This window comes from Azospirillum sp. OGB3 (assembly GCF_014192915.1).
Lineage (GTDB): Bacteria > Pseudomonadota > Alphaproteobacteria > Azospirillales > Azospirillaceae > Azospirillum.
This window is the reverse complement of record NZ_JACHYN010000008.1, coordinates 40996-56031: the sequence shown is the minus strand read 5'-3', so window position 1 is coordinate 56031 and position 15036 is coordinate 40996. Positions and strand designations below refer to the sequence as shown.

At 67.9% G+C, this 15036-nt stretch carries 8 protein-coding genes; 3 read left to right on the top strand and 5 right to left on the bottom strand.

Annotated elements, in window-relative coordinates; genetic code table 11:
* From FHW79_RS17100 to FHW79_RS17080, 5 genes are all read right to left on the bottom strand, one after another.
* The coding region (locus tag FHW79_RS17100) for an FG-GAP-like repeat-containing protein (RefSeq protein ID WP_183180065.1) at positions 1-3451 on the bottom strand (3451 nt) is incomplete at its 3' end.
* 615 nt (positions 3452-4066) lie between these two features.
* Positions 4067-5281, bottom strand: coding sequence for a PepSY-associated TM helix domain-containing protein (locus FHW79_RS17095; RefSeq protein ID WP_183180064.1), 1215 nt, complete (start codon positions 5279-5281; stop codon positions 4067-4069).
* A 10-nt stretch (positions 5282-5291) separates the two neighbouring features.
* Positions 5292-7748, bottom strand: a complete 2457-nt coding sequence (locus tag FHW79_RS17090) for a TonB-dependent receptor (protein WP_183180063.1) — start codon at positions 7746-7748, stop codon at positions 5292-5294.
* Between the two features lie 178 nt (positions 7749-7926).
* Positions 7927-8919, bottom strand: a complete 993-nt coding sequence (locus FHW79_RS17085) for a FecR family protein (protein WP_183180062.1) — start codon at positions 8917-8919, stop codon at positions 7927-7929.
* Between the two features lie 134 nt (positions 8920-9053).
* Positions 9054-9572, bottom strand: a complete 519-nt coding sequence (locus tag FHW79_RS17080; RefSeq protein WP_183180061.1) for a sigma-70 family RNA polymerase sigma factor — start codon at positions 9570-9572, stop codon at positions 9054-9056.
* A gap of 193 nt (positions 9573-9765) precedes the next feature.
* Here FHW79_RS17080 and FHW79_RS17075 point away from each other — a divergent pair, with 193 nt between their 5' ends.
* From FHW79_RS17075 to FHW79_RS17065, 3 genes are all read left to right on the top strand, one after another.
* Positions 9766-10338 carry a sugar O-acetyltransferase gene (locus FHW79_RS17075; protein WP_183180060.1) on the top strand — a complete coding sequence of 191 codons (573 nt, stop codon included), beginning with the start codon at positions 9766-9768 and terminating at the stop codon, positions 10336-10338.
* A gap of 214 nt (positions 10339-10552) precedes the next feature.
* Entirely contained in the window at positions 10553-13858 is a 3306-nt protein-coding gene (locus tag FHW79_RS17070) for a DEAD/DEAH box helicase (protein WP_183180059.1), read from the top strand.
* An 89-nt stretch (positions 13859-13947) separates the two neighbouring features.
* Positions 13948-15030, top strand: coding sequence for a potassium channel family protein (locus FHW79_RS17065; RefSeq protein WP_183180058.1), 1083 nt, complete (start codon positions 13948-13950; stop codon positions 15028-15030).
* Positions 15031-15036: the final 6 nt, after the last annotated feature.

Below are 15036 nucleotides of genomic sequence, written 5' to 3'. Positions count from 1 at the left end.
CGCTGCCCGTGATCACCGGGGCCGTCACGCTGGTCAGCGTGTCCGCCGTCGACCCGCTGTTTGATACGGCCGCCAGCGCAAGACTGGTCGGCGACGGTGCGGTGGTATCGATCGTTAGCAGCAAAGGCCCTGACACTCCGCTCTCGACGCCGGAGACAATCACCTTGGCCGTCAGTGTCCAATCGCCATCGGCGAGCGTCGTACCAGGAACCATCGACCAGTCGCCGGATCCGTTGGCGGTTTCGGTCCCGATCTCGACGCCGTTGCCGTAAAGATGCACGACGCTGCCAGCGTTGGCGGTTCCGGTCAGCGTGGGCTGCGACGCGTTGGTCAACGAGTCCCCGGCCGCTCCGCTGTCCGACGTCGGGCTGAGCACCGGCGTGGACGGGCTGGACGGCAGGACGATCAGCGTGTCAACACCGTTGAGCGTCAACGTCTGGAACGGCGTGTAGACGGTCTCGATGCCGGAAACGAAGAGGGTTCCCTGGTTGCCCACCGGGGCGAATGTCAGCGCGTCGGTGCCGACGCCGCCGATGAGCGTCTCCACATCAGCCAACGCGAGCGTGTTGTCGGCGCTGCCCAGCGTCACCACGTCGGTGCCGGCGCCGCCGGTCAATGTCTCGACGCCGGTCACCAGCACGGTGTTGTCGCTGCTTCCCAGCGTCACCACGTCGGCCCCGATGCCGCCGGTCAGCGTCTCGATGCCGCTCACCAGCAGCGTGTTTCCGGTGCTGCCCAGTTCCACAAGGTCGGTGCCGATGCCGCCGACCACCCTCTCGACACCGTCCACCAGCAGCGTGACGCCGGCATTGCCCAGCGTCACCACGTCGGTGCCGTTGTTGCCGATCAGTGTCTCGATCCGCCACACCGTGAGCGTGTTGCCCACGCTGTTGCCCAGCGTCACGATGTCGAGACCGGAGCCGCCATTGATCGTTTCGACGCCGCTCACCGTCATCACGTTGCTGCCGGTGGCAAGCGTCACCACGTCGGTGCCGGAACCGCCGGTCAGCGTCTCCAGCAGCCGGACCAGCAGCGTGTTCCCGCCGCTGCCCAGCGTCACCACATCGGTGCCGGAACCGCCGAACAGCGTCTCGAGGCGCGACACCTCGATGGTGTTGCCGCCGGTGCCCAGCGTCACGATGTCGAGGCCGGAACCGCCAAACAGCGTCTCGACGAGGTTCACCTGCAGGGTGTTGCCCCACGTCGTGCCGAAGGTCACCACGTCGGTGCCGGCTCCGCCGGTGATGATCTCGAGCCGCGACACCTGAATGGTGTTGCCGCCGCTGGCCAGCGTCACGATCTCCTGGCCGCTGTTGCCGTTCAGCGTCTCGATGCCGCTGACCAGCGCAGTCAGGCCGCTGGCGGAGACCGTCACCACGTCGATACCGGAACTGCCGGTCAGCGTTTCCAGGCGGGCCAACAACAGCGTGTTGCCGGCGCCGCCGAGCGTCACCACGTCGGTGCCGGTGCCGCCGAGCAGAGTCTCGACGACGCTCACCTGGATCGTGCCGCCGGTGTCGAGCATGGTCACGACGTCAGTCCCGGACTCGCCGGTCAGCGTCTCGATGCCACTCACCCTCAGGGTGTTTCCGCCGGTGCCAAGCATCACGACGTCGGTGCCGGAACCACCGGTCAGCGTCTCCAGCAGCCGGACCAGCAGCGTGTTCCCGCCGCTGCCCAGCGTCACCACATCGGTGCCGGAACCGCCGAACAGCGTATCGAGGCGCGACACCTCGATGGTGTTGCCGCCGCTGCCCAGCGTCACGATGTCGAGGCCGGAACCGCCAAACAGCGTCTCCACAAGCCGGGTCGTCAGCGTGTTGCCGTTGCTGTCCAGCGTCACGGTGTCGGACCCGGAACCGCCCAGCAGCGTTTCGACACCGATCACCCACACCGTGTTGCCGCCGGTGCCCAGCGTCACGGTGTCGGACCCGGAGCCGCCGACGACGCTCTCCAGGAAGCGGACCGTCAGGGAGTTGCCGCCGGTGCCCAGCGTCACGATGTCGGCGCCGGACCCGCCGATGAGGCTCTCCAGCAATCGGACCGTCAGCGTGCTGCCCGCGCTGTTGCCCAGCGTCACCGAATCGACGCCGGTGGCGCCGGTCAGCGTTTCGATGCCCTCCGCCAGCAGTGTGTTGCCGCCATTGGCGAACGTCACCACGTCGGTGCCGATCCCGCCGGTCAGCGTCTCCAGCCGGAACACCGTCAGCGTGTTGCCCGCGCTGTTGCCCAACCTCACCACGTCGGCGCCCATGCCGCCGATCAGCGATTCGATGCCGTTCACCAGCATCGTGTTCCCGAGGGAGTTCAGCGTCACAACGTCGATGCCGGTGCCGCCGGTCAGCGTCTCGACGCCGCCCACCAGCATCGTGTTCCCGAAGGATCCCAGCGCCACCGCATCGGTGCCCGAACCGCCGGTCAGCGTCTCGACCCGGCTCACCAGAAGCGTGTTGCCGGCGCTGCCCAGAATCACGACGTCGGTGGCCGTGCTGCCGGTCAGCGTCTCGACCCCGGTGACGATGAAGGTCGCCCCGATGGCGACCAGCGAAACCATGTCGATGCCGGTGCCGCCGGTCAGCGTGTTGATCTGCGACAGCGCGATCGTGTTTCCGCCGTTGCCCAGCGTCACGGACACCGGGGCGACGTTGCGGAAATACTCCAGATCGCCGCCGTCGACGCCGATCACCAGATCGCGGTCGCCATCGCCGTCCAGATCGCCCAGGGCCGGCCGCGGATACGCTCCGGGGCCAAGAGCCCCATACGGATTCGTGGCAAGCAGCGAGAAGGTCGGCGCCGCCGCTGTGCCGACATTGACGTAGACGGTGCTCTTGGTGATGAGGTCGACGAGGCCGTCCCCATTGATGTCCGCCAGAGCGGGCGACGCGTAACCCTCGATGTCGCGGGGAAGGCCGAAGGGATTGGTCCCCGCCAGCGAGAAGGTCGGCGCTTGCCTCGAGCCGTTGTTGCGGTAAAGGGAAATGTTCCCGTCGGCGCTTCCGATCAGCAGGTCGAGATCGCTGTTGCCGTCCAGATCGGCGAAGCTCGGCGCCCCGTAACTGCCGGCGCTCTGGATGCCGAACAGGCCGGTGCCTTCCAGCGAGAAGGCTGGTGCCTGCGCCGCCCCGTTGTTGCGGAAGAACAGGGTGGTGCCGGCATGGTTGCCGACGAACAGGTCGAGATCGCCGTCACCGTCGATGTCCACGAAAGCGGGAAGCGCGCCGCCCGCGCTGACGTTGGTGATCCCGAACGGATTGGTGCTGTCCAGCGTGAAGGTCGGCGACAGCGTCGATCCGGTGTTTCGGAAGTAGAGCGTGTTGCCGTCTGCGTTGCCGACGAACAGGTCGAGATCGCCGTCGCCGTCGAGGTCGGCCAGCACCGGAGCTGCCTCGCTTCCGATGTCGGAGAGGCCGAAGCTGTTGGTGCCGATCATAGTGAAGGTCGGATTCGCCACGATCTGTCAGCCCCACGTCATGCGGCCGGCACACGCACCGGTCCCATATGGATCAATGCATGACCAAGAGCTAATTATTGGTATATAGGAGCTTCCGTAACGCGTTGTTGGCCGGGAACGCTGAATAGTACTCGCAAAAAACCCTTCTTCTTCAACCGTTTCTTGCTATTCGCGAGAAAGCGCATACATCGATCGGAGAGGATCACTCCACACGGAAGAATGTCGCGGCACGATTGAATTAGAAACCAAAGGTTTTCAAAATACAGGATTATCCCTTCAGATAGAACGTAGAGGGAACATATCTGACCGGTTGCCTGTCGTACAGTCGGTCTCATCGGCAGACCAAGCCCAACTCCGTGTCGGTTTTCTTGAACCGCAACCATTTGCGAATGTGCGAACGGACACCGTCCCACAGGCGCAAAGGCGGCGACTCGGCCAAAATTCCGGGCGCTCGGCGACCAACCGCAGTTTTTCCGCCTCATACAATCGCCGGCAGGGGGCTAGCCGCCGCCTTGCTGTCGGACTGGCCCCGGCGCTGCGGCACGCCACGTACCGCCGTGATTGACCGCTGTCCAGTGGAGGAACGCGGCGAAGGCTCCGGCCGAGCATGGCGCGCTAGACCCGTGCATTTCCTCCCCTGCCGACCGCGGCTTGCCGGCGCGACCGCAGCTTCCGCCACCAGATCAGGATTCCCGTCACCGACAGTGCCGCCACCATCAACCCGGCGAAAGCGACCGCAACGCGGCCCGCCCAGCCGAACATGCGGCCGGAATGGAGCGGGAACTGCCAGAGCAGAAAGCGGTCGGCCGTCGTTCCGCTGAGGTAGCCGGCCCGTCCGGCGACGCCCCCGCTGTCGCCCCGCACATAGACCTCTTCCCGCGCGACGCGAAAGGCGCCTTCCCGGAACTCCGGCTCCGCGAAGCCGACGCGATAGACCCCGGGGCCGGGAAGATAGGCCACGTAACGCAGCGGCCAGTCCACGCAACCAGCCGGCAAGGCGGCCCGCGCGGCCATGGCCGCCTCGGTCCAGCCGATCGCCGGCGGTCCGGTCACGCCGCCGCGCTTCGGCATCGCCGCGACGGGGGACGGGCTGACCGTGCCGAAAACGGCGACCATCGGGCGGAAGACCTCGCCGGGCAGGTTCATCGCGACGCTGGTCACCGCCAGCAGGGCGAGGATGGTCCACAGCCACAGCCCCCCGGCACGGTGCAGGTCGAGGGTGAGACGGTGGCCACCGGCAGACCGCTTGATGCCCCAGGCCGGCCGCCATTTGCGCCAGAAGGCGCCGCGCCACGGGGCCTGACTCCGCGGCAGGGTGAGGAACCCCGCGACGACCCCATCGAGCATCCACAGGATGGACACGACACCCAGCAGCCAGCGCCCCCAGTCCCCCGGCAGATGCAGGTTGTGGTGCAGTGTGACCAGGAAGGGAACGGCGTGCGCCCGGTCGAAGCGCGCCGCGCCCGCCTCGCGCCGGCCCAGAACACGGCCATCGGCCGGGTCCAGCCAGACCTCGTTGTAGCCCGGCTGGAAGGGCCGCCCCGTCGCCGGCTCCGGACGCGGCGCGACCGAAGCCCACACCGCCTCGCCGGGCCTTTTCGGCGGGTAGAGGTAAGTGATGCGCACCCGCGGGTCGGCAGCCTCCAGCCGCTCGACCAGCGCCGACAGGGCAAGCGGCTCGGCCATGGCGTCGACCCGCATCGAGGGGTTGAGCCAGCGGTCCAGCTCGTCCCGAAAGACGATGACGCTGCCCGTCAGGCCGGCCACCAGGAGAAAGGCCGCGATCGCCAGCCCGACGACCCGGTGCGCAAGAACCGCCGCGTGGCGCATCCCGTGCGGCTCAGAATCCGACGCTGGCCGACAGGGCGAAGGTCCGCGGCGCCCCGGTGGACAAAGCGCCCAGTTGCGGCGACGCCGAGGCCCAGTAGCTCTTGTCGAACAGATTGGTGACTCGGGCCCGCAGTTCGATCGGGGTGTCCTTGGCCTCGACGAGATAGGAGGCGCCGACGTCGAAGCGCGTCCAGCTCGGGATTCGCTGGGTGTTGGCGGCGTTCACATACTGGCCGCTGGTGTAGACGGCGCCGCCGGACAAGGTCAGCCCGTCCAGGAAGGGCGTGTCCCATTCCAGCCCGAGATTGAGCTGCACGTCCGGCGAAGCGACCGCGTCCTTGCCGTTGTTGACCCCGCCGGCCGTCTTGGTCTGGACCGCATCCAGTACCATCACGCCGCCCAGCAGCCGCAGCCCCTCGGTGAGTTCGCCGTAGCCGTAGAGTTCGATGCCGCGGTTGCGCTGCTCGCCATCGACGCCGAAGACCGGCAGTCCGCCGGTTCGGCTCGCCGTTGCCAGGCCGCTGGGCTGGGTGATCTGAAAGGCGCTGAGGGTCGCGCCGAGCCGGCCGAGGTCGAGCTTGACCCCGGCCTCCAGTTGCTTGGACACGAAGGGCGCGAAGACCTGGCCGGCGTTCGCCGTGCCGCTCGGCGCCACTGGCCCCTGGGACAGGCCCTCGATGTAGTTGGCGTAGAGCGAGAGGCGCGGATCGGGCTTCACCACCAGAGCCACGGCGGGCGTCGTGGCGCTCTCGCTGTAGCGGCTGGTCTGCCGGCTCGGCACGGCGCCGTTGTAGCTGTCGGTCGTCACCTGCTGGCGCCGCAGACCCAGCGTCAACTGCACCCGCTCGTCGAGAACGGAGAGCGTGTCGGCGATGGCGAGGCCGGCGAGTCTCTGACGGCTGAGCAGCCGCGGATGGGTGTCGTAGCCTGAGAGGTTCGGCTTCGGGACGACCACCGGGTTGTAGAGGTTGGAGGCGACCGTGTTCAGCGTGTAGGTCACGTTGTAGCGGGTCTGCCAGACGGCGCTGGCGCTCAGATTGACGCGATGGTTCACCGGCCCGGTGTCGAAATCGGTGCGCAGGCCCGTCTCGGCGGTCTGGGAATTCACGTCGTCGAAGAAATAGAGGTTCCGCTCCGTGAAGTTGCCGTTCAGGGCGGTGATCGTCGGCACGCTGACCAGCAGGTCGGTCGGGTTCTGGCGGAAGCCGGCCGAGGCGTAGGCGGTGACGGAGGAGCCGAGATCCACCTCGCCCTTCAGCGCTCCGTGCAGAGACTTCAGTTCCACGAAGCCCCAGGGTTGGGCGAAGTTCGTTCCGGCCTTCGGCGCCCCCGGCACGTCGGTCAGGGTCGGGGACACGCTGGCCGCACGCATCGGCGCGTCGGTCCTCCGCTCCAGATAGCCGAGGTCGCCCGACAGGCGGACGGCGTCGCCCCGGTAATCGACGCCGGCCGTCGCGTGCTTGATCTCGGCCGACTGGTTGTCGATGGCGGTGTCGCCCTTGCCGTAAACGGCGTTGACGCGGACGCCGAACGCGTTGTCCGGCCCGAACCGGCGGCCGATGTCCGCATGGCCCGCCAGATAGCCGTCGGATTCGTAACTGGTGGTGAAACGGGTCAGGGGCTCGTTCCCCGCCCGCTTGGGCACGAGGTTGATGACGCCACCGAGCGAACCGCCGGGCGGCACGCCGCTGACCAGCGCGCTCAATCCGCGCAGCACCTCGACCCGCTCGATCCCTTCCAGCGAGGTGAAGGTGCGGGGCGCGACGCCGAAGAGGCCGCCGAAGGCCACGTCGCCCGCCCCGACGGCCAGCCCGCGCAGTGAAAAGCTGTCGCTGTAGCCGCCGCGCGACGACCAGTCGCTGCGGATGGAGGGCTCGTTCGCCAGCACATCGGCCAGCGACTTCGCCTGCTGGCTCTCGATGGTCCGGGCGGTGTAGCTGGAGGTTGCGAAGGGCGTGTCCATGACATCGCGGTTGCCGAGCAGTCCCACCTGCGTGCCCCGCGCCACCTGCCCGCCGGCATAGTCCGGCGGCAGTCCGCCGATGACGGACGTGCGCGGTGCCCTCGCCGCCGCCTCCACCATCACCGGGTCCAACAGGACGGCACCGTCCTGCGGCGCCGTCTTGGTCAGCAGAACCGTGCGGTCGTCGATGAAGCGGCCGGTGACTCCGGTTCCGGCGAGCAGGCGGCGCAACGCCTCGTCCACCGTGAAGCGGCCGGCGACGGCCTGCCCTTGGACGCCCGTGATCGTAGCGCTGTCCACCGTCACCTGGATACCGCCCTGCCGGCCAAAGGCGTTCAACGCGCTCGCCAGCTGCTGGGCCGGAATGTTGAAGGCGCGCTGTTCGGCGCCCGGCGCGGCCTGGGCCACGCGCTCCTCGGCCAGCACCGGCGCTGCGGCCGACAGAGCGACCATCATGGTCGCCGCCAGCAATCCTGCGCCGCGTCGCCGCTGGCCGCCCAGCATCCGGCCCGCTTGCTCCGCCGGACACCCAGCCTTATTCTTCAGAAAGCCCCCCATCGCCCAGAACCCCTGCATCTCGTCATCGACCGATCATGCGATTGCGTTGCAATCGCACTTCCGATCAAAGACACCGTGGTCGGGCGCGTTTTTCACGATTGCCGAATTTTTTAGGGAGGCTCCGTCACGGCATCGACAGGACGTGCAAGAACGGCGTGAGCGTGCGCAATCGACCGCCATGGGGCTGGACGATCGCCTGCAGGGCACGCTCGGGCTGGCGCAGGTCGTACAGACCGGTGACGCGGCGTTTCGCCAACTGGTCGCTCTCCAGCAGGATCCAACCGGGCTGGTATCGGCGCAGTTCGTCGACCACCTCGGCCACCGTGGCGTTGTCGACGAACAGGTAACCCTCGCGCCATGTGGCGACGTCGCCGGGTGCCAGTTCCCCGCGGACGGTGCGCCCGCCGGCGTGATCGACGGTCAGCCGCTGGCCTGCGCCCAACCGCTCTTCCGCCGGCGGACCACCGTCGTGGCGAACCGTGACCACGCCGGATTTCACACTGACGGTCACCGCCGCCGGGCCCAGGCGCACGTCGAAGGCCGTGCCGACGACCGTGACCGCAAGCCCGTCGGCCGCGACGACGAAGGGACGCGCGGGGTTCGGCTTCACCTCGAAGAAGGCCTCCCCCGCCAGCAGGCGCACGCCGCGTCGGCCGGGACCATCCTCCGTGGCGATGGCGCTCCGCGGGCCGAGATGGACCATCGAGCCGTCGGCCAGCGTCACGCTGCGCAATTCCCCGGCCCCGGTGGTCTGGTCGGCGCGCAGGCGCGCCAGGGTGTCGGCGTTGACCATCAGCATCAGGCTGGCGGCCAAGGCGGCTCCGGCAAGCCCGAGACGAACGGGTCCAAGACCGGCAGGCCAGGGCAGCCGGCGACGTGCCGGCGGCGTTTTCCGAGTTGCAGGGTTGCCCGTGGACACCCAATGGGCCGGTGGCACGGTGCCGATCAGCGCCCAGGTCCGCTCCGCCTGCGCCCAGGCGCGTGCATGGTCGCTGTCGGCCGCCATCCAAGCCGCCAGCCCACGGCGCAGACCGGGATCATCCGGCTCCGCCTGGAGGCGCATCAACCAGTCCATCGCCTCCTCCAGAGGCCGATCCGGTCTTTCGTCGGTCGTCATGGACCCCGTGCTTCTTTCCTTGCCCACCGTCACGGATCGATCATCGTCCCGCCGCGTCGGACCGGCATTGCCCTATCTCACACAACACGGCCGACCACGCATTCTTTTTACCTCCGGACGCCATGCCATTCCCCTCAATCCGACGAAGGGCCAAGCCGGGCCGCAACATGCATCAGAGCCCGGTGCACCAGTCGGTGGGCGGTCGGAACCGATACGCCCAGATGGTCGGCGACCTCCTGAAGAGTGCAGCCGCCGAAGCGGTGCATCTCCAGAGCGATCCGGCCATTCTCCGGCAGTTCGGCCATGGCCGCCGCCACGCGCTCCATGTCCCGGCTGTGCATGGCGTCCTGTTCGGGAGTGCGGGGCACGGCGGGCACCATCCAATGGGTCCGTTCGTCCTGTTCCTGGCGCTGTTCACCGCCCTCGCGACGGCGCCCGTTGAGCGCCAGATTTCGCACGATCCGGTAGAGATAGGCGACCGGATGGTCGATGACCCGGTTCACGGGATCGGGGGAGGAGGGCATGAAGCGCAGGAACGCCTCCTGCACCACATCCTCCGCCTGCCCACGGTCGCCGACAATCGGCGTGGCGTAGTCCACCAACGCCGCCCGGTGCGTCAGATACAGCTTCAGTTTCCCATCGTCCCGCTGCACGGCCCGTCGCCATATCCTCGCCGCCGCGCTCGATCCCCTTGGACGGGCGGCCTGGAGCGCATATTAATAAGAATGCAAATCATTATCAATTCCTCTGCGCATCGGCCATTGTCCCAGGCTGCTTGATCGCGACGCCGGTCGCGAGTTTTTGGACGCCCGTCGGTTGGATGGCATCGAGCAAGGAGGTGCGTTGATGCAAGAACAGAATGGGCGTAGCGAAAAGGCCAAGATGTTGGCGGGCGAGCTTTACGATCCTCTGGATCATGAACTGGTCATGGGCCGTGAGCGTGCTCGGGATCTCTGCCAAGCTTTGAACGCCACGCGCGAGGCGGAACAGGACGAACGGCGGCGCATCCTCCGCGACCTGTTTGGTTCAGGCGGCGACACGGTGTGGATGCAGCCGCCCTTCTTCTGTGATTACGGATCGAACATCGAGCTTGGAGAGCGGGTGTTCTTCAACTTCAATTGCGTCGTGCTGGACGTATGCCCGGTGCGCATCGGAAGCTTCACGTTCTTTGGTCCCGGCGTGCAGATCTACACGCCCCTGCACCCGATGAATGCCGAACTGCGTCGGCAACAGGAGTTCGGCAAGCCGGTGGAGATCGGATCGGATGTCTGGGTCGGTGGAGGAGCGCTCATCATGCCCGGCGTGCGGATTGGATCGCGGACGGTGATCGGTGCCGGCAGTGTCGTGACGCGGAGCATTCCGGACGGTGTGCTCGCCGCCGGCAACCCCTGTCGCGTCATCCGTGAAATCACTGAGTAGGCGGGGTGCCCGTCCACAGGTTGGGACAGCCCGGCCATCAAGCCGGAAAGGAAGCGAAGATGCCCCTCATGGGGCTGAGGCGACGGTTGGGCGGAAGAGCACGCGCCGGTCCCTTTTGACGGACCGTCCCTCGAATTTGCCCGCCCCGTTGGGAATGAATGGACGCCGGACTGTTAAGAGCCAACTGTCCCTGTTTCCCCTGACGCAGTGTGCCATGCCTGATTCCGCATCGCTGATGCACTTCGACCGCACCGTTTTCCGCTTGGACCGGTCCGTGACCTGCACCGTCCCGGCTGAAGGCGCACTCGCAATAGAGCTTGCCAGAGGCGCCGCCGGGTCACAGGTGACGCCATTGGTCGTGAGCCGCAGCGACACCCGGGCTGCCCGGCTCGCCAGGGCGATCCGGGACGCCACGCCGGACCTTGAGGTCGTGCTTATCCCCGGTTGGGACGTCCCACCTGGCGAGCGGGACCAGCCATCGCGGGCTGTGCTTGGGCAACGGGCCGCTGCCATCGCCGCCCTGTCCCAACCGGCCACAGGCGCCGGGCGGCTGGTTCTGGTAACCGCCGAGGCGGCGCTGCAACGTCTTCCGCCTCCCGACGCCTGGCCTGACGTCGCGTTGGTCATCGCGACGGACACCCTCTATGAGGAGGAGACTTGGCGGAACCTTCTGGTTGCCGGCGGCTACATCCTGGACGAGCGGGTCGACGAACCGGGGGAGGCCGCGTTCCGCGGTTCCGTGGTGGAGATCTTTCCAGGCGACGCCGACCGTCCCGTGCGCTGCGACATCGCCGATGGCCGGGTCGCCCGCATACGGACCTTTGATCCGGCAAGCCAGCGCTCCACGGGCGACTGCGACCGGATCACCGTTCATCCGGTGACCGAAATCCCGGCGGCGCCCGAAATCGTCGCTCGGTTGATCCATGGGCTGGAGGGTCGCGGCGACCCGATGGCCGCAGGGCTCGCGGAGGAGCTTGCCGCCGGACGACGCCCCTCCGCGTTCGAGCGCCTGCTGCCCCTGGCCTACGACCGCTTCCCGAGCATGCTTGAGCTTCTTGCCGACAGCCCCATCGTCATTGACGAGGGGGTTGGCGACCGGCTGGAGGCGCGGTTCGACGACCTGGAGGAAGCCGACGCGTCCGCCATGCACCTCGACCGCAACGCGTGGGAGACAGGGTTGCGGGGGCGCACGGTTCTGATCCTGGAGTCCGACGGGCAAGCCTTGTCCAGCGAGGCGCCGGCGGTCTCCGAACGCACCCTCCCCCGTCTCGCCGGAGAGCGGATTGCCGCGGGCGAGTCCGTGATCATCGCCGCCGCCAACGCCGCCGACGCCGCCAAGCTGGCGGAGCGGGTGGCCACGGCGACCGGCCGGCCGGTGCCGGTGCTCGACCGCTGGCCGGTGGATGGGCCTCCCGCGACCCCGGCCGCCCTAGTGCTTCGGGTCGCGGCGGGCTTCGCGATTGATGGCGTGACGGTGATCGCCCAACGCCCCCGCGCGGAAAACGACGGGCGCGCGGTCACCCCTCTGGCACCGGTCGACCTGTCGGCCGACGATCTCGCGGTCCATCTCGACTACGGGATCGGTGCGGTGCGCGGGCTTGAGACGGTCGAGGCCGGAGGCCAGCCGGAAGACGTCCTGGTGATGGAGTTCGCGCGTGAGAACCGGCTTCTGGTGCCGGCTTCCGATCTCGACCGCGTGTGGCGCTACGGCAGCGGCGACGCCCCGGTGGCGCTCGACGGGCTCAAGGGCGGGAACTGGGTCGCCCGCCGGGCGGAGCTGGAACGCGAGATCGGCCAAACCGCCAAAGGCCTCGTGCGCCAGGCCGCCCGCCGGGCCCGCAAGAAAGCCGCCGTGATCGCGCCGCCCGCCGGACCGATGCGGCGCGTATCCGCCCGCTTCCCCTACGAGGAGACCTCCGGGCAGCGGCGCGCCATCGCCGCCGTGATGGCCGAGCTCGCCAGCGGGCGGCCCATGGACCATCTGGTTTGCGCCGACGTCGGCTACGGCAAGACCGAAGTGGCGTTGCGCGCCGCCGCAGCGGTCGCGTTCACCGGCCGGCAGGTTGCCGTTCTGGCCCCGACCAGTGTGCTCGCCCGCCAGCATTTGGAGGTGTTCCGACGGAGGCTGGCCGGTTTGGGCCTGCGCATTGAGCCGTTGACCGGCGGCATGGCGGCGTCGGCCGCAAAAGCCGTGCGCGAAGGCTTGGCCGACGGATCGGTGGCGATCGCGGTCGGCACCCATGCCCTTTTGTCGAAGACGGTGTGTTTCGCCGACTTGGGGTTGGTCGTCGTCGACGAGGAGCAGCGCTTCGGCACCGTGCAGAAGCGGGCATTGGCCCGGCTTTCGGCCGGCGTCCATTGCTTGGCGCTCAGCGCCACGCCGGTTCCGCGGACGTTGCAGGGAGCATTGTCGGGACTGCGGGGAGTCAGCGTCATCGACACTCCCCCGGTGCGCCGCCGCCCGGTGCGCACGCGGGTCGCCCCCTATGACCCCTCGGTTCTGCGGTCCGCGCTGTTGCGCGAGAAAGCGCGGGGCGGACAGAGCTTCTGCGTGGCGCCGCGGATCGCCGACCTGCCGGCGCTGGAGGACGAGGTGCGCACGCTCGTCCCCGGCCTGTCAGTCGCCGTCGCGCACGGCCGCCTCCCCATTGCCAAACTTGATCAGGTCATGCTCGATGTGGCGGAAGGAACGGTCGACGTGCTGGTTTCGACACCCATCATCGAGACCGGCATCGACATTCCCCGTGCCAACACCATCGTGATCCGCCGTCCCGACCTGTTCGGGCTCGGCCAGCTCCATCAGCTCCGCGGCCGGGTCGGGCGTGGGGGAGCGCAGGCCTACGCCTATCTGCTGACCGACCCGGACACTCCGCTCGGCGAGCGAACCGAGCGGCGGCTGGGCTCGCTTGAGGCGATCGAAAGCTTGGGTGGCGGCTTCGCCCTCAGTTTGCTCGATCTCGACCGGCGTGGGGCGGGCGACCTGCTGGGAACCGATCAGAGCGGCCATCTGCGGTTGGTCGGAACCGAGCTGTACCAGCATCTTCTGGCCCGCGCGCTGGCCGGCGCCGAGATGGACGATTCCCCCGAACTGCGCCTGGGCATCCCCCAGACCATTCCCGCCGCGTATCTTCCGGAGGAGGACTTGCGCATCGGCCTGCACCGCCGCCTCGCGCGTCTGCGCGACGAAGCGGCGGTCGAGCCGTTGCGCGAAGAGATCGAGGACCGCTTCGGGCCGTTGCCGGAGGAGGTCGAGCTGTTGCTGGCGTCCGCCGCGCTCCGCGCGCGCTGCCGGCGGCTGGGCGTCGCCGCCTTGGCCGCCGGACCCTCGGGTGTCTCGCTGACGCTGAACGGCACGCCCTGCCGGGCCGTGCGCGAAGCGGCGCTGGAGCGTCTGTGGACCGGACAGGTGCGTCGGACAGACGACCGCCTCGTCTTTGCGCTGGGCGCCGAGGGCCCGTCGGAGATCCTGGACAATGCGCGCTCCCTGCTCGATCAGCTTCCGCCTATCGGCACGGGCTGAGCGGACGGTCGCTCCACATGGCCACCTTGTGGAGCGACACGCGGCGATCACCGTTATGATGGCCGGGAGTGTCATTCGATGGATGGCCCATGCCGAAGCCTGGTGAGCGCAATGGCAACGAGACGTGGCGGATCAAGTCTGCGCCCCGGCGGGGCCGGGTTCTTCATGTCCGCTCCGGAATGTCGGCGGAACAGACGCTCGCCCTTCGTGTCGGGCTCGTCGTCGTCCTGATTGCCCTGGTCATCGCGGTGTTCTGGTTCGACCGCGATGGCCTGAAGGACCAGATCGACGGCCATGTCAGCTTCCCTGACATCCTCTACTTCGCGATGATCACCGTCACCACCGTCGGCTACGGCGACATCGTTCCGGTCAGCCACACCGCGCGGCTGATTGATGCCTTCGCGGTCACGCCCATCCGCATCTTCATCTGGTTCATCTTCTTGGGCACCGCCTACGAATTCGTTGTGCAGCGGATCATCGAGGATTTCCGAATGAGCCGAATTCAGAAACATCTGCAGGGGCATATCGTGCTGTGCGGCTTCGGGCACAGCGGCCTCATCGCCGCGCAGGAGACGGTCGCCAAGGGGCATCCGGGCGAACGGATCGTCGTGATCGATCAATCGGAGGAACGCATCCGGCTGGCGGCCGAGGCCGGATTCATCGGGTTGCTCGGCGACGCCACCAGCGAAGAAATACTGACGCGGGCCTGCGTGGGAAGCGCCAAGGCGGTGATCGTCAGCTCGGGCCGGGACGACACCACCATCCTGGTCATCCTGACCGTCCGCCATCTGTCTGCCGGCACCAAGATCGTGGGCAACATCAAGCAGGAGGAGAACATCAAACTGGCCAAGCTGAGCGGCGCCGACCTGGTGGTGTCGCCGCCCAGGATCGGTGGCTATCTCATGGCCGATGCCGTGGAAACGAGCCATGCGACTCCCTTCCTGTGCGACCTGATGTCGGTGGGTGGTCAAATGGTGCTGACCGAGCGCCCGGCGGCCCAGGACGAAATCGGCAAGACCATGGCGGAGGCAAGCGCCGGCGTGATCGTGCAGATCCACAGCAATGGCCGCGCCATTCCCTTCACGGAACGTCACCGCCATATCATCCAGCCCGGAGACCTGCTGCTTGTGATCAGCCCGGCGCACGATGGCGAGACGGCAGAAGGCCAATAAACGCTG

Excerpts from the sequence above, each read along its gene's own strand:
- FHW79_RS17065 (WP_183180058.1), top strand. The coding sequence starts at position 13,948 with ATGCCGAAGCCTGGTGAGCGCAATGGCAACGAGACGTGGCGGATCAAG.
- FHW79_RS17090 (WP_183180063.1), bottom strand. The coding sequence starts at position 7,748 with ATGCTGGGCGGCCAGCGGCGACGCGGCGCAGGATTGCTGGCGGCGACC.
- FHW79_RS17070 (WP_183180059.1), top strand. The coding sequence starts at position 10,553 with ATGCCTGATTCCGCATCGCTGATGCACTTCGACCGCACCGTTTTCCGC.
- FHW79_RS17075 (WP_183180060.1), top strand. The coding sequence starts at position 9,766 with ATGCAAGAACAGAATGGGCGTAGCGAAAAGGCCAAGATGTTGGCGGGC.
- FHW79_RS17095 (WP_183180064.1), bottom strand. The coding sequence starts at position 5,281 with ATGCGCCACGCGGCGGTTCTTGCGCACCGGGTCGTCGGGCTGGCGATC.
- FHW79_RS17085 (WP_183180062.1), bottom strand. The coding sequence starts at position 8,919 with ATGACGACCGACGAAAGACCGGATCGGCCTCTGGAGGAGGCGATGGAC.